The sequence below is a fragment of the Streptomyces sp. NPDC017993 genome (assembly GCF_044328065.1).
In the GTDB taxonomy this organism is placed as follows: domain Bacteria; phylum Actinomycetota; class Actinomycetes; order Streptomycetales; family Streptomycetaceae; genus Streptomyces.
Window position 1 is genome coordinate 291583 of the sequence record NZ_JBIRGO010000003.1, and the last position, 18394, is coordinate 309976.

Below are 18394 nucleotides of genomic sequence, written 5' to 3' on the forward strand. Positions count from 1 at the left end.
CGGGTAACCAGTCTGGCCTGGATGAAGAGCGATGTCGACCCGTCAGCGTGTGACAAAGGCACATTGACAAACAGCGCAGGCGGTTTTTAAATCTCCGCAGGCGGTAAACGGGAGGATCCACTTCCGTAGCCACCGCCTCGACGGTCACGCACCGCCCTTGGACAGCGGTGCGCCATGGCGAGGCCGCCTCTGCCTCCCTTCGTCAATCGACCGCGGGCCGCCCGAAAAATGCCGAGTCAGCAACGTCACCCGAGCCACTGCATCCATCGGAATCCGGAAAGGTCTCCAGCCATGCGCGTAACAGCGGAAGTCGGCGAACGTCCTGTCAGAGGCGCGCGGGGCGCCGGCGGTGAGACGATCAAGGCCGCCGTCTTCGACCTCGACGGCACCCTCGCCAACACCCTGCCCGCCATCAGCAAGTTGCTGGTCAAGGTGGCCTCGGAGCAGGGGTGCTCGGTCACCGCCCGGCAGGCGGCACACGCCATCGGTAAACCTCCCGGCCCCGCGTTCGGCCGGCTGCTGGGCAGGCCGGAGGACGACGGCCGGGTGCAGGCCGCCATCGCCCGCTATCGCGAACTGTTCGCGTACGAAGTCCTGTGCCAGGGACCGCAGCTGCTCTTCCCCGGCGTCACCGCGGGCCTGTCCGCGCTGCGCGCACACGGCGTCGAACTGGCCGTCGCGACGTCCAAGACCACCCGCAGCGCCGAAGCTCTGCTCGACGTCATGGGAATCCGCGACCTCGTCGGACCGGTCGTCGGCCAGGACATGGTGCGCCGGGGCAAGCCGCACCCGGAGATGGTGCTGCGGGCCGCGGGCCGGCTGGGTGTCGCCGCGTGGGAGAGCGCTTATGTAGGGGACACGGTGGGGGACATGCGGATGGCGGTGACCGCGCGCATGGCGCCGGTCGCCGTCACCTACGGGGTCGGCACCTTCGGTGAGCTCGCCGCGGTCGCCGGCACCCGCATGTGCAGCTCTTTCAAGGATGTGGTTTCCGTCATCGCAGCCGCCAGGCCGCGACCGGCAGCAGCCACCGTGGGCGCCGGCCAGCGCAGGCGCTGAGGCGCCGAGGCGCCCACGGTCAGCCGCAGCCGCCGGGGGGCTGCTGCGGCTCGGCCGGCGCCTCGTGCGCGTAACGGGCGCCCGCCGCCCGCAGTTTGCTGTGCAGCCGGCCGAAGACGTCCGCCGCGCGGCCACCCGGCCAGTCCTCCGGCAGGAGGGGAGAGGGCAGGCCCGGGTCCGCGTAGGGAAGGCGGCGCCAGGCGTCCAGCGCCAGCAGATAGTCGCGGTAGGCGGCCTCGGGGGGCACCGTGCGCCGCCGCGACCATTGCCGCAGCACCGGTTCCTGTTCCGCGAGGAAGGCCCGGTGCTGCGCGGCGATGGCGTCCAGGTCCCACCACCGGGCCACCGCCCGCGCGGTCGGCTCGAAGCCCGCGTGGGTTCCGGTGAACAGGTCCACGTAGGAACCGAGTTGCAGGCGGTCCAGGGTGTGCCGGGTCTCCTCGTACAGGTGCGCAGGGGCGATCCACACCCCTGGCGCGGCGGTGCCGAAGCCGAGGCGGGCCAGCCGGGAGCGCAGCAGGTGCCGCTTGTGCCGCTCCTCCTCGGGGACGGAGAACACCGCGAGCACCCAGCCGTCGGAGAGCCGGGCGGCGGGCCGGCCGTAGATCCGCCGGTCACCGTCCGCCAGCAACTGGTGTGCGGTGTCGGACAGGCCGTACGCGGCCGCGCCGGTGGCGGTGCGCTCCGGGACGAGCAGGCCGCGGCGCTTGAGGCGGGAGACGGCGGAGCGCACCGACGGCGGATCGACCCCGAGCACGCCGAGCAGCCGGATCAGGGCGGCGACCGGTACGGGGGCGGCCGGTCCGCCCGGTCCGTCCGGTTCACCGCGCCCGTAGGCGCCGTAGAACGTGACGATCAGGGATCGTGGGGTGCGCTGCGCTTGCTGGTCGCTCACCGGGTCACTCTAGAGCCGTCGGTGGAGCCGTCAGCGCAGGCGGAAGCGCTGGAGCTTGCCGGTGGGGGTGCGTGGCAGGGAGGCGTGGAAGACCAGTTCGCGCGGGCATTTGTAGGGCGCGATGAGGGATTTGGTGAACGCGCGCAGCGCAGCGACGGTCTTGGCCCCCTCGGGGACGCCCGCGCGGAGCACCACATGCGCGACGACCACCTGCCCGCGGTGCTCGTCGGCCCGCCCGACCACCGCGGCCTCGGTCACATCGGGGTGCCGGAGCAGCGCGTCCTCCACCTCTGGGCCGGCGATGTTGTAGCCGGCCGAGATGATCATGTCGTCGGCGCGGGCGACATAGCGGAAGTACCCGTCGGGCTCCCGGACGTAGGTGTCACCGGTGATGTTCCAGCCGTCCCTCACATACTCCGCCTGCCGGGTGTCCGCGAGGTAGCGGCAGCCGGTCGGGCCGCGTACGGCGAGCAGCCCCGGTTCGCCGTCCGGGAGGGTCTGGCCGTCCGGGCCCACGACGCGCGCCTGGAAGCCGGGCACCGGCAGCCCGGTCGTGCCGGGCCGGATCGCGTCATCGGCGGCGGAGATGAAGATGTGCAGCAGTTCCGTGGCGCCGATGCCGTTGATGATCCGCAGGCCGGTCGCGTCGTGCCAGGACTGCCACGTCGCGGCGGGCAGATTCTCGCCGGCCGAGACGCACCGGCGCAGTGAGGAGACGTCGTGCGCGGCGAGTTGGGGCAGCATGGCGCGGTAGGCGGTCGGCGCGGTGAAGAGCACCGAGATGCGGTGCGTGGCGATGTCGGCCAGCAGCCGGTCGGGCCCGCCCCAGTCGGCGAGGAAGACCGAGGCGCCGGCCCGCAGCGGAAAGATCACCAGGCCGCCGAGGCCGAAGGTGAAGCCGAGGGGCGGACTGCCCGCGAACACGTCGTCCGGGTTCGGGCGCAGCACCTGCGCCGAGAAGGTGTCGGCGATCGCCAGGACATCGCGGTGGAAGTGCATACAGCCCTTGGGGCGGCCGGTGGTGCCCGAGGTGAAGGCGATCAGCGCCACGTCGTCTGCGGAGGTCGCCACGGCCGGGTACGGCGCGGTGGGGAGCTGCGCGAGTCGGCGGAGGTCGTCCGGGCCGTCCCCGCCGTAGGCCGTCACGGTCAGGCCCGGGACCTCGGCCTTGACGAGGTCCTCGACGGAGCGGGCGTCGCACAGTGCGTGCCGCACCTCGGCGAGCCGGCAGATTGTGGCGAGTTCGTCCGGGCGCTGGGCCGCCAGCACCGTCACCGCGACCGCCCCCGCCTTCATCACCGCCAGCCAGCAGGCGGCCAGCCAGGGCGTGGTCGGGCCGCGCAGCAGCACGCGGTTGCCGGGCAGGATCCCCAGGCGGCCCGTCAGCGCGTGGGCGATCGCGTCGACCTGCTCGCGCAGCTGCCCGTACGTCCACACCACGCCGCTCGCGTCGCGGAGCGCGGGCCGGTCCTGCCCCACCCGCTCGATGGTGCCGTCCAGCAGCTCCGTGCCGCAGTTCAGCCGGTCGGGGTAGCCCAGGTCGGTGAGGTGCGGCCACTGCTCGTGGGGCGGCAGCCGGTCGCGGGCGAAGGTGTCGGCGTGGGCTGAGGACCGTAGCTCCATGGCGGGTGCGCCCCCTTGGTGGGTGAGTCCGGAGTACCGCCTGCGGGAGGTGGCCGACGAGCGGCCGGGTGAGGGATGAGGGACCGTGGAGACCGGTTCGCAGGGCGCGGTCAGGTCGGGTACGGAGGCCGGCCGGGCGGTGCGGAAACCGGTCGGATGGGGCGTGAGGGCTGCCGTTCGGATCCGTCGTCAGCGTAACGTGTTCGTGACGGCAGTCAACAGATCGCGATAGAAGGCCCGCTACCAGGGAGTCGCCCCGTGACCGCATTCGCGCTGGGACCGGACGAACAGGAATGGTGCGCGGAACTGCGCGCGCTCACGGCGGAGAAGCTGCGGCCGCTCGCCGAGCAGGGCGAGGAGGGCAGGATCAACCGCCCCCTGGTCGCCGCGCTGGGCGAACTGGGCCTGCTGCGCCGCCTGTTCCCCGCCGACGGAGCACTGCGCGCGCTGGACCTCTGCCTGTTGCGGGAATCCCTCGCGCAGGAGTGCACCGAGGCGGAGACCGCGCTGGCGCTGCAAGGGCTGGGGGCGTCCCCGATCGTGCAGTCCGGCACGGCCGAACAGCGCGCCCGCTGGATGCCGGAGGTCACGGCAGGGCGGGCCGTCGCGTCCTTCGCGCTGAGCGAGCCGGGCGCGGGTTCCGATGCCGCGGCTCTGTCCCTGGCCGCCGAACCGGACGGCCAGGACCGCTGGCGGCTGACCGGTGAGAAGTGCTGGATCTCCAACGCCCCGGAGGTCGACTTCGCCACCGTCTTCGCCCGTACCGGGGGCGGCGCGGGCGCCCGGGGCGTCACCGCGTTCCTGGTGCCCGCCGACCGGCCCGGTCTCAGCGGTGAGCATCTGGACATGCTCAGCCCGCACCCCATCGGCACCCTCGTCTTCGACGGGGTGCCGGTGACCGGCGCGGACGTGCTCGGCGAGGTCGACCGCGGCTTCGGGGTCGCGATGCGGACGCTGAACCTCTTCCGGCCGAGTGTGGGCGCCTTCGCCGTCGGAATGGCGCAGGCGGCCCTGGACGCGGCGCTGGCGCACGCGGGCGCGCGCACGGCGTTCGGCGGCCCGCTGAAGGACCTGCAGTCCGTCGGCCACCAGCTCGCCGAGATGGCCACCCGCGTCGAATCCGCCCGGCTGCTGGTGTACGCGGCCGCGTCGGCGTACGACCGGGCGGATCCCGACATCGCCCGCCGCGCGGCCATGGCCAAGCTGATGGCGACCGAGACCGCGCAGTACGTCGTCGACGCGGCCGTCCAGATCCACGGCGCCCGGGCGCTGCGCCGCGGCCACCTCCTGGAGCACCTCTACCGCGAAGTACGTGCCCCCCGCATCTACGAGGGCGCCACCGAAGTACAGCGGTCGGTCATCGCCAAGGAGCTGTACCGGGCCGCACTGTGAACGGCGCGCCCGGCCGGCGGGCCGACCGCTGCACCAACGGGCCGTGCGCGTGTGCCGTAGGTGCTCAGCTGTTGATCTTGAAGACCCGGCCGAGCTTGCACTTGCCCGCGGTCGGCTGCTGGTCCGCGCTCTTGATGAAGGTGCCGGTGACCGTCGTGGGCAGCGTCTGGCCGGCGGACACCCGGAGCGAGGAGATCATCGCGGTGCCGAAGGTGCGGCCGGTGCCGTCCGTGAAGTCCACGGTGCCGTTGTAGGACGCGGAACTCGTGCTGTTGCCGTTCCGCACGCTCAGCCGGGCGCTCAGCGTGCCGGCCGCGCTGTCGACCTTGCAGTCGGTGATGCTGATGTCCGACTCCGGCGGCGTGGTCGCGCCTGCCGTCGGCGAGCCGGTGGTGCCGCTGCTGGTGGTGTTGCCGGAGCTGCTGTAACCACCGTTGGAGCTGCTGTAGCCGCCACTGCTGCTGCTGCTACTACTGCTGGAGTGGCTGCTGCCGCACCCCCCGCCGTGCGAATGCCGCGCTCCTGTCAGCGCGACGACCACGAGCCCGAAAACGGCAACAGCACGCACATGGCGACGATTCACGTTGTGTTCTCCCCCGAGAGAGCGGCCGGCGGGCCGCTGTTGTGTGCGCCCGCGCACTGGAGTGGCGGGCGGTGCGCTCGCACAATTGTTGACGAGCGCGCGTCAGGCTAGCAGCAGGGGCACGGCCGACGAACCGGGCCGACGGGCAATTGTCAGTGGTGGGTGTCAGGCTGAAATCACAGCGGATCCGCGAAGGGAATCGTGATGATCACTACTGACTTCGTCCCCGGCTCCCCGTGCTGGCTCGATCTGGGCGCCCCCGATGTCGAGGCGGCGGCCGCCTTCTACGGCGCGGTCTTCGACTGGCAGGCGTCGCCGTTCGGCGACGGCGAGGCGGGCGGCTATTCCGTCTTCCGCCTCGACGGCAAGGTGGTCGCCGCGGTCGGCCCGCTCACCGACGAGGGCGACCGTTCCGCCTGGACGATCTACTTCCACACCCCCGACGCGGACGCCACGGTCAAGGCGGTCCAGAAGGCAGGCGGCGCGGTGCGCGTGCCGCCGACCGAGGTCGGCGCGAACGACGGACGGTTCGCGCAGCTCACGGACCCGCAGGGCGCGCGGTTCGCCATCTGGCAGCCCACCGGCCTCGCGGGAATCGAGGCGGCGGACGGCCCCGGCAGCCTCGGCTGGATCGAGCTGTACACCTCCGACTCGACCGGCGCGCAGACCTTCTACAAGAGCGTCTTCGGCTGGACGACCCAGGACATGCCGATGCCGGGCGGCGAGGGCGTCTACACGCTGATCACCCCCGCGAACTGCGGCGAGGAGCGGATGCACGGCGGCATCATGGGGGCCCCGGAGATGTTCGGCCCCGGAGGGAAGCCGTACTGGCACCCGGTGTTCGGCTCCGCGGACTGCGACGCCACGGTCGCCCGGGTGAAGGAGAGCGGGGGCGCCCTGTCCATGGGCCCGGAGACCGCCGACGGCGTCGGCCGGCTGGCCGTGTGCACCGATCCGTCCGGCGCGGAATTCGTCGTCCTCACACCGGAGGAGAGGTGACGGACGGGCCGTAGGCCCAGCAGTGGCAGGCGGGAACCGCGGGCTGAGGGGGCCGAACCCGGGTGGGTCGACCCCCTGTTGCCCCGCAAGGTATGAAGCGCCCTCAGCGTTCAGGCTTGACCGCGAGGATGGGCACCTCGGCCTCCAGCAGGAGTTGCTGGGACACCGATCCCAACAGCGCCTTGCCGACCGGTGTCCGCCTCTTCAGGCCGATCACCAGCAGGTCGACGCGGCCCTCGTGCTCGTCGAGGGTGGTGAGGACACTGTCGACGAGGTCCGGCCCGCTGCGCGCGCGGACCGATACCGGAACGTCCGCAGGCAGGGCGTCCGGGTCGAGCGGATCGAGGCCGAGGTTGATCACGACGAGGTCCGCGGAACGGTGGCGGGCTTCCTCGCCGGCAGCGGAGAGGGCGGCGCGGCCCTCGGCCGAATCGGGCACGGCCACCAGGACGGTCATCGGCCACCCCCGAGCGCGCCGGTCCCGAAGTGCTTGTCGATGAGGGCGGTGGCCGTCTCCCGCTGACGGACGCTGATCTCCTCGGCGCGCTCCTCCCAGCCGAACACGCACGAGGAGACCACTCCGTCGAAGCCGACCGAGGCGAGCGCGGCGAACACCTCGTCGAAGTCGACCTCGCCACGGCCGATCTCGGCGTGCTGGTGCACACGCGCGGGTGAGCCGGGCGGGTTGACGATGTAGCGCAGCCCGTTCGACGCGGTGTGGTCGAGGGTGTCCGCGAGGTGCACGTAGGTGGTCTTCTCCGCGGCCGCGGTGATGATGCCCGTCGCGTCGTTGCCCTGGTGGAAGGTGTGCGGCGTGCAGTAGAGGAACGAGATCCACTCCCGGTTGAGCCCGCGCACCATGTTCACCGCGGCGTGACCGTCCTCGATGAAGTCGTCCGGGTGGGGTTCGAGGACCAGCTTGACGCCCTCACGCTCGAACTCCGGGATCAGCTCCTCCATCGAGCGCAGGAACTGGCTCTCGGCGAACTCGGCGCCCTCGGGGCGGCCGTTGAACTCGGAGTTCATCGTGTCGACACCGAGATCGACGGCGATCTGGATGGCCCGCTTCCACGCGCGCACCGCGGCCTGCCGCTCCTCCTCCCCGGGGCCCGACCAGCGCAGCACCGGCAGCACCGAGGCGATGCCGACCCCGGCATCGGCGGCGCGCTTGCGCAGCTCGGCCACGGTGGCGTCGTTCGCGCGCGGGTGACTGAAGAAGGGAAGGAAATCGGCCTTGGGCGAGAGCTCCATCCAGGAGTAGCCCATGCGCGCCACCACGTCGGGCAGTTCCAGTACGGAGTGTGTCGAGTAGAACATCTGCGGATCAAGGGCGAGCTTCATCGCTGTCCTCCGGCGAGAGGGTGGTGTGCGGGGAGAACCGTGGCGCCCCGTGCCCGGTCGGCGGGAACGGGGCCACGTAAGGGGGTGGGTCAAAGTGCGGACGCGGCGCTGTGCAGACTCTTGGCGGCCAGGGCGAGTCCCTCGGTCTGCGAGTAGGCGGCGTCCTCGTGCTCGATGTTCACGGCCATGTCCGGGTCGACCTCGGCGAGGGCGCGCAGGAACTCGGTCCAGTAGTCGACGTCATGTCCGAGGCCGACGGCGACGAACTTCCAGGCAGGGTTCTCCGGCCAGGAGTTGCACCAGAACCCGTAGCCGGTGGGCACCTTGCCGGGCGCGTCGGCGGGTACGCGGGTGAACGAGGTGTCGAGCACGCCGCGGATGTCGGCGCCGGGGCAGAGCGCGGCGTCCTTCGCGGCGGCGTGGAACACCAGCGGGCCCAGCCACTTGATGCAGGCGACGATGTCCATGCCCTGCCACATGAGGTGGGAGGGGTCCATCTCGGCACCGAGGTGCGTCGCACCCGTCGCGTCGACGAGCCGCTTCAGGGTGACGGGGGAGAACACCAGGTTGTGCGGGTGCATCTCGATGGCGACCCGGACGTCGTTCTCCCTGGCCAGCGCGTCGATCTCCTTCCAGAACCCGACCGCCACGTCCCACTGGTAGTCAAGGACGTCCATGTAGACGCCGTCCCACGGGTTGACGACCCAGGAGGGGTACTTGGCGTCGGGGTCGGAGCCCGGGGTGCCGGACATCGTCACGACGTGCTTCACGCCGAGCAGGCCCGCGAGGCGGATGGTGCGGCGCAGGTCGTCGGCGTGCTTGGGGCCGACACCCGGGAGCGGGTTGAGCGGGTTGCCGTTGCAGTTGAGGCCGGTCAGTTCCAAGCCACGGTCGGCGAAGGTCTGCAGGTACTCCTCGCGCGCGGTGGCGGAGGACAGCAGAAGGTCGACCGGGCAGTGCGGGGAGGGGATGAAGCCGCCGGTGTTGACCTCCACGGAGGTCAGGCCGTTCTCCTTGAGGATGTCGAGGGCCTCGGTGAGCGTCCGGTCGTGCAGACAGGCGGTGTAGGCGCCGAGCTTGAGAGCCATTGCTTGTTCCTTCGAGTGCGGGTTCAACGGGGGGTGGTTCAGGCGAACTCGGGGGTGTTTCAGACGGTGGCCGGAAGCTCGACGGCGGCGCCGCCGTTGCGGGAGGAGGTGACGATGGCCTGGATGATCTCCATGGTCCGCAGTCCGTCGGCGAACGTGGCGCAGGCCGGCAGCGGCTCGGCGACGCCCGCGACCTGGTCGAGGAAGGCACGGGCCTGGTAGGTGAACATCTCGGCGTTGCCGCCGCCCACGCCCGGCGCCTCCATCGGGTAGCCGCCCGCGAAGTACGGCATCTGCGGCCCGGCGATGATGTGCCGCGCGCCCCGGGTACGGGCCTCGGGCTGCGTGTCGTCGAAGAGGTACTCCGCAGGCCGGTGCTGGTCAAACGCGGCCCGGCCGCCCACGCCCAGGACGTCGAAGGCGAGCCCGTTGGGCAGGCCGAAGGCGGTGCGCGACACCGAGAACGTGCCCACCAGACCCGATGCGAAGCGCGCGGTGAACGATGCGGTGTCCTCGTTGTCGACCTCGCCGAGTTCGTCGGAGACCGGAGCGGCGTTGTGCCCGACGACCGCGCCCAACGGAACGGGACGCTTGGCGATCTGCGTCGACAGCGAGGCGCCGGAGACGGCGACGATGGGGCCGGCGACGTACTCGGCGACGTCGATCACGTGCGCGCCGACGTCCCCCAGGGCGCCGGAGCCGGAGCCGCCCTTGAACCGCCAGCTCAGCGGCCCGTTCGGGTCGGTCGCGTAGTCGCACCAGTAGCGGCCGCTGAACAGTGTGAGGTCGCCCAGCTCGCCACCACGCACGTGATCACGGATCGCGGCGATGGCCGGGGAGCGACGGAAGGTGTAACCGACGGAGGTCACGACGTCGGCGGCGCGCTCCAACTCGACCATCGCGCGGGCGTCCTCGATCGAGCCGGACAGCGGCTTCTCACACAGCACATGCTTGCCCGCGGCGACCAGGGCCTCGGCGATAGGGCGGTGCAGCGCGTTGCCGACGACGATGCTGACGGCGTCGATCGTCGGGTCTTCCGCGACGGCCTCCCAGCTCGGGACGGCCTTCTCGTACCCGTAGCGGCGGGCGGCGTCCTCACCGAGTTCGACGTTGGTATCGGCGATCGCGGCCAGCCGGACCGGCGGCAGGCCGGCGCCGAAGACGGTGTTGACGTTGCGGTAGCCGGCAGCGTGCGTGCGGCCGGCCATGCCGGCTCCGATCACCGCTACGGAGAGGGGCTTGCTGGACGTGGTCATGGGTGCGCCTTTCTGAAGGGGGGAGGTAAGGGCTTGCTCAGGCCGCGAGTTGCCGGCGGAAGTGGGACTCCAGCTCCTCCATCGAGCGGCCCCGGGTCTCGGGAACGGCGCGGAGGTAGAAGACGTACGTGACGACGTTCACCGCGGCGAAGATCAGGAACGTGACTCCGCCGATGGCGTCCATCAGGGGCGGGAACGTCAGCGTGACGACGAAGTTGGCCATCCAGGTGCCGAACACGGCCGTGCCCATGGCGAAGCCGCGCAGGCGGAGCGGGAAGATCTCCGAGAGCATCAGCCAGAAGACGGTCGCGACGCAGCCCTGCATGAACAACAGGAACGTCAGCATGAAGGCGAGCACCAGGTAGCTGCGGGCCGTCGACTGGGGCAGCACCATGAGGCATACCGCGATCAGCACCAGCGACGCGGTGACGCCGAGCTGGCCGGTCAACAGCATGGGGCGCCGCCCGAACCGGCCGAGCAGCCACATGCCGGTCGCCACCGCGAGCACCGCGACGACGCCGTTGGTGATGGTGGCGGTGAGGGCGGCCTGGGTGCCCAGGCCGGTGTCCAGGAGGATCTTCGGCGCGAAGTACATGATCGAATTGACGCCGGTGAGTTGGGTCAGCACGGCCAGCCCGAAGCCGAACGTCACGAGACGTCGCACCCAGGGAGTGGCCAGATCCCGCCACCCCGCCCGCGGCTCACCGGCGTCGGTGGCGACCCGGCGCTCGATCTCGGCGAACTCCGCGTCCACGACCAGCGGGTCGCGGACCCGGCTCAGGGTGCGCTTGGCCTCATCGGCCCGGCCGTGGGCGGCCAGCCAGCGGGGCGACTCGGGCACGAACAGCATCCCGAACCAGAGCAGTACGGCGGGGACCGTGGCGATCGCGAGCATCCAGCGCCACACGCCGCCCTCGCCCACGGTTTCGGCGATGACCGCGTTCGAGGTGTAGGCCAGGAGCTGGCCGGTCACGATCATCAGCTCGTTCTGCGTCACGAGACGGCCACGCCGGTCGGCGGGAGCCAGCTCGGCGATGAACACCGGGACCGTTGCGGACGCGCCGCCCACGGCGAGCCCCAGCAACACCCGGAACAGCACCATCACCGCGATGCCCGGGGCGAGCGCGGTACCCAGTGCGCCGACGAAGAACAGCACGGCGAGTCCGAGAATGGTCCGCCTGCGCCCGTAACGGTCGGAGAGACGCCCGCCGAACAGGGCCCCGAACGCCGCGCCGAGCACGAGCGACGAGGCGACGATGCCCTCGGTCAGCGGGTCGAGGCCCAGTCCGCCCTCCTCGGGGGAGAGGGACATGAAGGGCAGGGCACCGGAGATGACGCCGGTGTCGTAGCCGAACAGCAGTCCGCCGAAGGTGGCGATGACCGTGATGATCCTCAACCGCCGGTAGATCTCCGGTGGTGTGGTGTCCGCGGCGGCGGAGGGTGAATCGGGGGCCTGAGTCGCGTCGTCCCTGACGTCCATGGCCACCTCCTACTGGTTGATGGGCGGGCGTCGGGTGCCGGCGGGGCCGCGGCCGGCCGGGTGCTCGCGCGTGCTGACAGCGAGGGGCAGCGGCACGCGGGGCATGCCCGGGTGCTGGTCCTGACGGGGGAGGGGTGACGCCGTTGCCATAGCGAGTCCTTCAGGGGGCGGGGGAGTTGCCGAACGGTTCCCTTGGGGGCTGTCGGGTGTGGCCGGCGGGGTTCAGCTGGAGGTGGGGAAGCTGAAGCCCGCGGTGACCTGCTGCCGGGGCTGCGGCCAGCGGGTGGTGACGACCTTGGGGCGGGTGTAGAAGCGGATGCCTTCGGGGCCGTGGATCGGGGAGTCGCCGATGAGGGAGTCCTTCCAGCCGCCGAAGGAGTAGTACGACATCGGCACGGGCACCGGCACGTTGACGCCGATCATGCCGACCCGGACGTTGCGCTGGAAGCGGCGTGCCGCTTCGCCGGAGCCGGTGAACAGGGCGGTTCCGTTGCCGTAGGGGTTGGCGTTGATCAGGGCGATCGCCTCGTCGAGGGTGTCGACCCGGAGGACGGCGAGGACGGGCCCGAACAGCTCTTCCTTGTACGCGTCCATCTCGGCGGTGACGTGGTCGAGCAGGGACGGGCCGGTGAAGAAGCCCTCGGCGCACTCGGGGTGGCCGTCGACCTTCAGGCCCCGGCCGTCGACCACGACGGTGGCGCCCTGGGTCGCGGCGGTGCCGACGGCGTGCTCGACGCGCTCCTGGGCGGCCTTGGTGACCAGGGGGCCCATGTCGGTGCCGGGTGCGTCACCGGGGCCGACCTCGACCTCGCGGGCCTTGCGTTCGAGGACCTCGACCAGACCGTCCGCCACTTCACCGACCGCGACGGCAACCGATACCGCCATGCAGCGTTCGCCGGCCGAACCGTACGCGCCGGCGGTGATGTGGTTCGCGGCGAACTCCAGGTCCGCGTCCGGGAGGACGACAGCATGATTCTTGGCGCCGCCGAGCGCCTGGACGCGCTTGCCCGCCGAGATCCCCGTCTCGTGCACGTACTTGGCGATCGGCGTCGAGCCGACGAAGGACACGGCCTCGATGCCGTCATGGGCGAGGATCGCGTCGACCGCGTCCTTGCCGCCGTGCACGACGTTGAAGACGCCGTCGGGCAGTCCGGCCCGCCGGTACAGCTCGGCCACGAAGTTCGCGGCCGACGGGTCCCGCTCACTCGGCTTGAGGAGAAAGGTGTTGCCGGTGGCGATGGCGATCGGGTGCATCCACAGCGGCACCATCGCCGGGAAGTTGAACGGCGTGATGCCCGCGACCACACCCAGCGGCTGCCGGAAGTTGTGCACGTCCACGCCGCGCGACACCTGGTCGGAGAAGCTCCCCTTCAGCACGTCGCCGAGGCCGCACGCGAACTCCACGACCTCCCGGCCCCGCGCGATCTCGCCGCGCGCGTCGTCGACCGTCTTGCCGTGCTCGGCCGATATGAGCCGGCCCAGTTCCTCCTCGTGCTCCAGCAGGAGCTGCCGGAAGGCGAACATCACCTGGCTGCGCTGCGTGAGAGAAGACTCCGACCAGGTCTCGAAGGCCGCGGTGGCGGCCGTGACCGCGGCGTCCACGTCGGCCGACCCGCCCAGGGCCACCCGGGCCCGCTCCTGGCCGGTGGCCGGGTTGAACACGGGGGCGGTGCGCTGCTCGGAGCCCGGCACGGGGCCGCCGTTGATCCAATGCTCGATGGTCTTCACGTGAGGGTTCCTTACAGGTAGTGGCGCTGGGACTGCTTCTGGGAGGCGTAGGTGTCGTAGGCGCGACGGGTGGATTCCAGGGCGGAGGTCTGGCTGACCGGCACGTCCCACCAGCCGTGCCCCGGCGGGTTCGGCCCGTACAGATCGGTCTCGACGTGTACGACGGAGGTGCGGTCGGCGGCCTTCGCCTTCTCGATCGCCGCGCGGAACTCCTCGACGGTCGCGGCGTGCAGCACGTCGGCGCCGAGCGAGGCGGCGTTCACGGCGAGGTCGACCGGCAGCACGTCGCCGTCGAGCCGTCCCGAATCGCCGTTGCGGAAGCGGTATTTGGTGCCGAAGCGCTGGGATCCGAGCGACTCGGACAGCGAGCCGATCGACGCGAAGCCATGGTTCTGGACGAGGACGATGATGACCTTCAGGCCCTCGGAGACCATGGTCACGATCTCCTGAGCCATCATCAGATACGAGCCGTCACCCACCAGCACGACGACCTCACGCGAAGGGTCCGCCATCTTCGCGCCAACCCCGGCCGCGACCTCGTAGCCCATACAGGAGTACGCGTACTCGACGTGGTACGCCTTCGGGTCCCGGGCCCGCCACAGCTGCTGGAGGTCGCCCGGCATGGACCCGGCGGCGTTGATGACGACGTCACGGTCGCCGAGCGTCTCGTTGAGCGCGCCGAGGATCTGGGTCTGGGCCGGCAGTTCGCCGGTGTTCCGGCCGGGTGCGAAGCACTCCTCCTCGATCTCCCTCGTACGGGCGATGAGGTGGCGCGTGTGCTCACGGTGGGCCGGGGTGACCTCCCAGTCCGTGAGCGCCCCCGCGAGCGCCTCCACGCCGAGCCGCGCATCGGCGACCAGCGGCTCCGCCGAGTGCTTCACGGCGTCCAGACGAGCCACGTTGAGGTTGACGAAGGTGACGTCCGGGTTGCCGAAGACGGTGTGGCTCGCGGTGGTGAAATCGGAGTACCGGGTGCCGATGCCGACGACGACATCGGCCTCCCTCGCCAGCTCGTTGGCGGCGTACGACCCGGTCGAGCCGATGCCGCCCACCGCGTACGGGTGGTCCCACGCCACCGCACCCTTGCCGGCATGGGTGTCCGCGACCGGGATCCCGGTGGCCTCCGCGAAGGCCCGCAGCGCGGTCTCGGCGCCGGAGTAGACGGCGCCGCCACCGGCGACGATCAGCGGCTTCCGTGCGCCCCGCAGCAGGGCGGCGGCCCGCTCGACCGCCTGCGGTTCCGGCACCGGGCGGCCCACGTGCCAGACCCGGCGCCGGAAGAACGCGACCGGCCAGTCGTACGCCTCGGCCTGCACATCCTGCGGCAGCGCGAGCGTGACGGCACCGGTCTCGACCGGGTCGGTCAGGACCCGCATCGCGGCGAGCGCGGCCGGGATGAGCTGCTCGGGCCGCTGGATCCGGTCGAAGTACTTCGACACGGCACGGAAGGCGTCATTGACCGTGACGTCCCCGCCCCGGGCGTCCTCCAGCTGCTGGAGGACCGGGTCGGCGGCGCGGGTGGCGAACATGTCGCTGGGGAGCAGCAGCACCGGCAGGCGGTTGGTCGTCGCCAGGGCCGCACCCGTGATCATGTTCGTCGAGCCGGGACCGGTGGAGGCCGTGCAGGCGAAGGCCGAGAGCCGGTCGCGCATCTTCGCGAACGCCACCGCCGCGTGCACCATGCCCTGCTCGTTGCGGGCCAGGTAGTACGGGAGGTCGGCCTCCTCGGTGAGCTCCGCCTGCAGGAGCGCCTGACCGATTCCGGCCACGTTCCCGTGCCCGAAGATGCCCCAGGCGCCGGGGATGAGCCGCTGCTCCTGCCCGTCGCGCTCGCTGTACTGGTTCGCCAGGAAGCGGACGAGGGACTGGGCCGTGGTGAGCCTGATCGTTTCCATCAGTCGGTCTCCTTGGCATCGAACGGGAGCCGGTCGTCGACGTCCTGGGACTCCCACGTCGTACGCACCCATCCGTGTGCCGGGTCGTCGCAGATCAGCCAGGCGCGGTCCTGGCCAGGACCCGCCATGACGTTGAGGTAGTACAGGTCGTAGCCGGGTGCGGCGATCGACGGGCCGTGCCAGCCGTGCGGGATGAGCACGGCGTCGCCGGAGCGCACCTCGGCGAACACCTCGATGGGGCGGTCCGGGGTCCCGTACACGCGCTGGTAGCCGAAGCCGTGCTCGCCCCGGACCTCGAAGTAGTAGATCTCCTCGAGCTCGCTCTCGACGGGGCTGCCGTCGGCGCCGACACGGGCCTCGTCATGCTTGTGTGGGGGATACGAGGACCAGTTGCCGCCGGGCGTGAGTACCTCGCAGACCAGGAGCTGGTCGGCGTCGAAGGTGCCCGGCAGGCAGTAGTTGTTGACCTGACGCGAGCAGGCGCCCGCGCCGCGCAACTCGACCGGCACGGCCTCCTTGGGCCCGTACCTGGCGGAGAGGCCACCCTGCTCCGTACGGGCCGAAGGCAGTGCGAACGTCCCGCCGGCCGCACTGCTGATCAGGGCCTCCGACGCGGGCGGCAGGTACGCGAAGTCGGTGGCCGAGGCGAACACGTCGCTGCGACCGTGCAGGGAAAAGGGTCCGCCTTCGACGGTGACGGTGCAGCCGCCGTTCAGCGGCAGCACCAGGATCTCGGAGTCCGCGGTGGACAGCGAGTGCGCCTCTCCCGGGCCGAGGGTGAGGATCCGCAGGCCGGAATGGCCCCAGCCCGCCGACTCGGGGGTGATGGCGAGGTCGTACGCGCCGTCCGCCGACGCCCCCTTGGGGAGGTGGTACTTGCTCACAGCAGGCTCACCGCCCGGTCCACGGCACCGGCGACATCGCCGTCCGCGGGGTAGAGCAGGGACCGGCCGATGGTCAGACCCTGTGCGGTGGGCAGCTTCAGCGCCTTGCCCCAGGAGGCGAACGCCGCGTCCGCGTCCTTGACTTCACCGCCGAGCAGCAGCGCCGGCAGCGTCGAGGAGGCGAGGACACGCTCCATGTCGTCGACGACGGGCAGCTTCAGCCAGGTGTAGGCGGTGCGCCGGCCGAGGCCCGAGGCGATGGTGATGGACTTGATGACCGCGTCCGGGGACAGGTCGTTGCGGATCTTCCCGTCCTGCCAGGTGGACAGGAACGGCTCGACCATCGCGATGAGTTGACGACCATTCAGCTCGTCTACGGTGCGGGCCGTGTTCTCCAGGACGGATGGGGTCGCCGGGTCGTCGAGGGCGATCCGGGTGAGCATCTTGCCGCCGTCGAAGCCCATCGTGGCGATCGTCTGCGCGTCGTACCCGGTGAAGCGGTCGTCGATCTCGAAGACCGAGCCCGCGAGCCCGGCCCGGTTCATGGAGCCGAAGACGCTCTTGCCGTCGAGGACACCGAGGAGGAGCAGGTCCTCAAGGATGTCGGCGGTGGCGAGGACGCCGGTGACACCGGGCCGCTCCAGGGCGACGCACATCCGTTCCAGCAGCGCGAAGCGGTCGGCCATCGCGGACGGATCGGAGCCCACCGCGTTGGCGCCACGCGCCGGATGGTCGGCGGCGATGATCATCGCCTTGCCGTGCTCGCCGAACGGTGACGTGGCCCTCACCCGCCGGGCGGCCGCCGCCGCGATGGCACCCGGGTCCTTGACCCTGGTGTCCACGATCCGGCTCACCTTGTCACTCGGCACGGTCACACCTCTCGGTTCGGCTCGTGGGCAGCGCCGCGGCCGGCGGTGCGGAGCTTGTTCTCGACCTCGGCCTCGGTCGGCATCGCGTCGGAGCAGGCGAGCCGCCCGGCGACCAGCGCACCCGCGGCATTGGCGAAGGACACCGTGCGAGGGGTGTCCCAGCCGGACAGCAGGCCGTGGCAGAGCGCGCCGCCGAACGCGTCACCGGCGCCCAGGCCGTTGACGACCTCGACCGGGACCGGCGGGATCTCCGCCGTGGTGCCGTCGCGGTCCATCGCGAGGACGCCCCGGGGGCCCTGCTTCACCACCGCCAGCTCGACACCCGCGGCGAGAAGGGCCTTGGCGGCCGCGTACGGCTCGCGCTCGCCGGTCGCCACCTCGCACTCGTCGAGGTTGCCCACGGCCACGGTGGTGTGGCGCAGGGCCTCGGCGTAGTACGCCCGTGCCTGGTCGGCCCCGCCGCGGCTGCCGCTGGGGTCACCGGGCCAGAACATCGGCCGCCAGTCGAGGTCGAAGACCGTCGTCCCGGACTTCGCCCGCTGCGCGAGGGCGGCCAGGGTTGCCGAGCGGCTCGGCTCCTCGCTCAGGCCGGTACCGGTGACCCAGAGGATCCGGGCCTCGCGTACGGCGGCCGGATCCAGCTCCTCCGGGCGCAGGTCCAGGTCAGGAGCCTTGGGCAGGCGGTAGAAGTACAGCGGGAAGTCGTCGGGCGGAAAGATCTCGCAGAAGGTCACCGGGGTCGGCCCGATGTCCGACCTACCGACGAAGCGGGTGTCGACGCCGTACCCCTCCAGGGCGGTGCGGACGAAGTCACCGAACGGGTCGCGTCCCGTCTTGGTGACCACGGCCGAGGAGCGCCCGTAGCGGGCGGCGGCGACGGCGACGTTGGTCGGGCTGCCGCCGAGGTACTTGCCGAACGAGGTGACCTCCGCCAGACCCACGCCGGTCTGGAGTGGATACACATCCACTCCCACGCGGCCCATGGTCAGTACTTCCAACGGCATTTCACGGTTTCCCTTCGCTCCGGAGACTCCGGGGACGGCGTCTTAAAGCGCTTTAAAGCACTCTCGGCCGAGAACGATGCCTGCGCTCAAATGTCATGTCAATAGGTTGTCGCTACGAGATCTCGCGACGTGATGTGCGTGGCTCGGTCGGTGCGGGGTCGGCGATGGCGGGAGCCCAGGGCTGCCGCGATGGGGTGGCTCATCGGGTAGATGGGCGCCGCGTCGACGACCGGGGCCCGAGCGGGTGCCGCCATGAGCGGCGCAGGTGTGGCTCGCGCCGCCGGCGCCGACCGGCGGC

Annotated in this window: 16 protein-coding genes; 3 read left to right on the forward strand and 13 right to left on the reverse strand. The window is 71.3% G+C overall.

What is annotated here, in order from left to right; genetic code table 11:
- Positions 1-291: 291 nt before the first annotated feature.
- A complete protein-coding gene (locus ACH4FH_RS06445) occupies positions 292-1059 on the forward strand; it encodes an HAD family hydrolase (protein WP_398554595.1) in 768 nt (255 codons plus the stop codon).
- Between the two features lie 19 nt (positions 1060-1078).
- Here ACH4FH_RS06445 and ACH4FH_RS06450 read toward each other — a convergent pair whose 3' ends face one another.
- On the reverse strand, positions 1079-1954 hold the full coding sequence (locus ACH4FH_RS06450; protein WP_398554596.1) for a PaaX family transcriptional regulator C-terminal domain-containing protein: 876 nt from the start codon (positions 1952-1954) through the stop codon (positions 1079-1081).
- A gap of 30 nt (positions 1955-1984) precedes the next feature.
- Complete coding sequence (locus tag ACH4FH_RS06455; RefSeq protein WP_398554597.1) at positions 1985-3577, reverse strand: AMP-binding protein; 1593 nt, start codon at positions 3575-3577, stop codon at positions 1985-1987.
- A gap of 258 nt (positions 3578-3835) precedes the next feature.
- Between ACH4FH_RS06455 and ACH4FH_RS06460 the strand changes: the two genes are divergently transcribed.
- Positions 3836-4969: an acyl-CoA dehydrogenase family protein gene (locus ACH4FH_RS06460; protein WP_398554598.1), complete on the forward strand. Its 1134-nt coding sequence runs from the start codon at positions 3836-3838 to the stop codon at positions 4967-4969.
- Between the two features lie 64 nt (positions 4970-5033).
- Here the strand turns inward: ACH4FH_RS06460 and ACH4FH_RS06465 are convergent, their stop codons facing one another.
- The gene (locus ACH4FH_RS06465; RefSeq protein WP_398554599.1) at positions 5034-5537 is read right to left on the reverse strand and encodes a hypothetical protein; all 504 of its coding nucleotides are present in this window, start codon (positions 5535-5537) and stop codon (positions 5034-5036) included.
- A gap of 219 nt (positions 5538-5756) precedes the next feature.
- On the opposite strand from ACH4FH_RS06465, the gene ACH4FH_RS06470 reads away from it, so the two are divergent.
- Entirely contained in the window at positions 5757-6551 is a 795-nt protein-coding gene (locus ACH4FH_RS06470; RefSeq protein WP_398554600.1) for a VOC family protein, read from the forward strand.
- A 103-nt stretch (positions 6552-6654) separates the two neighbouring features.
- Here ACH4FH_RS06470 and ACH4FH_RS06475 read toward each other — a convergent pair whose 3' ends face one another.
- The 10 genes from ACH4FH_RS06475 to iolC form a co-directional block, all read right to left on the reverse strand.
- On the reverse strand, positions 6655-7008 hold the full coding sequence (locus ACH4FH_RS06475) for a universal stress protein (RefSeq protein WP_398554601.1): 354 nt from the start codon (positions 7006-7008) through the stop codon (positions 6655-6657).
- Entirely contained in the window at positions 7005-7892 is an 888-nt protein-coding gene (locus ACH4FH_RS06480) for a sugar phosphate isomerase/epimerase family protein (RefSeq protein ID WP_398554602.1), read from the reverse strand. Before ACH4FH_RS06480 ends, ACH4FH_RS06475 begins: the two co-directional genes overlap by 4 nt.
- An 89-nt stretch (positions 7893-7981) precedes the next feature.
- The gene (locus tag ACH4FH_RS06485) at positions 7982-8980 is read right to left on the reverse strand and encodes a sugar phosphate isomerase/epimerase family protein (RefSeq protein ID WP_398554603.1); all 999 of its coding nucleotides are present in this window, start codon (positions 8978-8980) and stop codon (positions 7982-7984) included.
- A gap of 59 nt (positions 8981-9039) precedes the next feature.
- The gene (locus tag ACH4FH_RS06490; protein WP_398554604.1) at positions 9040-10236 is read right to left on the reverse strand and encodes a Gfo/Idh/MocA family protein; all 1197 of its coding nucleotides are present in this window, start codon (positions 10234-10236) and stop codon (positions 9040-9042) included.
- A 37-nt stretch (positions 10237-10273) separates the two neighbouring features.
- A complete protein-coding gene (locus ACH4FH_RS06495; RefSeq protein ID WP_398554605.1) occupies positions 10274-11716 on the reverse strand; it encodes a sugar porter family MFS transporter in 1443 nt (480 codons plus the stop codon).
- 222 nt (positions 11717-11938) lie between these two features.
- Positions 11939-13444 carry a CoA-acylating methylmalonate-semialdehyde dehydrogenase gene (locus ACH4FH_RS06500; protein ID WP_398554606.1) on the reverse strand — a complete coding sequence of 502 codons (1506 nt, stop codon included), beginning with the start codon at positions 13442-13444 and terminating at the stop codon, positions 11939-11941.
- An 11-nt stretch (positions 13445-13455) separates the two neighbouring features.
- A complete protein-coding gene (gene iolD / locus ACH4FH_RS06505; protein ID WP_398554607.1) occupies positions 13456-15339 on the reverse strand; it encodes a 3D-(3,5/4)-trihydroxycyclohexane-1,2-dione acylhydrolase (decyclizing) in 1884 nt (627 codons plus the stop codon).
- Complete coding sequence (iolB, locus tag ACH4FH_RS06510) at positions 15339-16223, reverse strand: 5-deoxy-glucuronate isomerase (protein WP_398554608.1); 885 nt, start codon at positions 16221-16223, stop codon at positions 15339-15341. The genes iolD and iolB overlap by 1 nt, the downstream gene beginning before the upstream one ends.
- Entirely contained in the window at positions 16220-17092 is an 873-nt protein-coding gene (locus tag ACH4FH_RS06515) for an aldolase (RefSeq protein WP_398554609.1), read from the reverse strand. The genes iolB and ACH4FH_RS06515 overlap by 4 nt, the downstream gene beginning before the upstream one ends.
- A 2-nt stretch (positions 17093-17094) precedes the next feature.
- Positions 17095-18096, reverse strand: coding sequence for a 5-dehydro-2-deoxygluconokinase (gene iolC / locus ACH4FH_RS06520; RefSeq protein ID WP_398554610.1), 1002 nt, complete (start codon positions 18094-18096; stop codon positions 17095-17097).
- Between the last annotated feature and the right edge of the window lie 298 nt (positions 18097-18394).

What these genes read in the sequence shown, in the direction of transcription:
- ACH4FH_RS06485 (WP_398554603.1), bottom strand. Translation starts at nt 8,980, where the DNA reads ATGGCTCTCAAGCTCGGCGCCTACACCGCCTGTCTGCACGACCGGACG.
- ACH4FH_RS06495 (WP_398554605.1), bottom strand. Translation starts at nt 11,716, where the DNA reads ATGGACGTCAGGGACGACGCGACTCAGGCCCCCGATTCACCCTCCGCC.
- ACH4FH_RS06480 (WP_398554602.1), bottom strand. Translation starts at nt 7,892, where the DNA reads ATGAAGCTCGCCCTTGATCCGCAGATGTTCTACTCGACACACTCCGTA.
- iolD (WP_398554607.1), bottom strand. Translation starts at nt 15,339, where the DNA reads ATGGAAACGATCAGGCTCACCACGGCCCAGTCCCTCGTCCGCTTCCTG.
- ACH4FH_RS06455 (WP_398554597.1), bottom strand. Translation starts at nt 3,577, where the DNA reads ATGGAGCTACGGTCCTCAGCCCACGCCGACACCTTCGCCCGCGACCGG.
- ACH4FH_RS06470 (WP_398554600.1), top strand. Translation starts at nt 5,757, where the DNA reads ATGATCACTACTGACTTCGTCCCCGGCTCCCCGTGCTGGCTCGATCTG.
- ACH4FH_RS06445 (WP_398554595.1), top strand. Translation starts at nt 292, where the DNA reads ATGCGCGTAACAGCGGAAGTCGGCGAACGTCCTGTCAGAGGCGCGCGG.
- ACH4FH_RS06475 (WP_398554601.1), bottom strand. Translation starts at nt 7,008, where the DNA reads ATGACCGTCCTGGTGGCCGTGCCCGATTCGGCCGAGGGCCGCGCCGCC.
- iolC (WP_398554610.1), bottom strand. Translation starts at nt 18,096, where the DNA reads ATGCCGTTGGAAGTACTGACCATGGGCCGCGTGGGAGTGGATGTGTAT.
- ACH4FH_RS06490 (WP_398554604.1), bottom strand. Translation starts at nt 10,236, where the DNA reads ATGACCACGTCCAGCAAGCCCCTCTCCGTAGCGGTGATCGGAGCCGGC.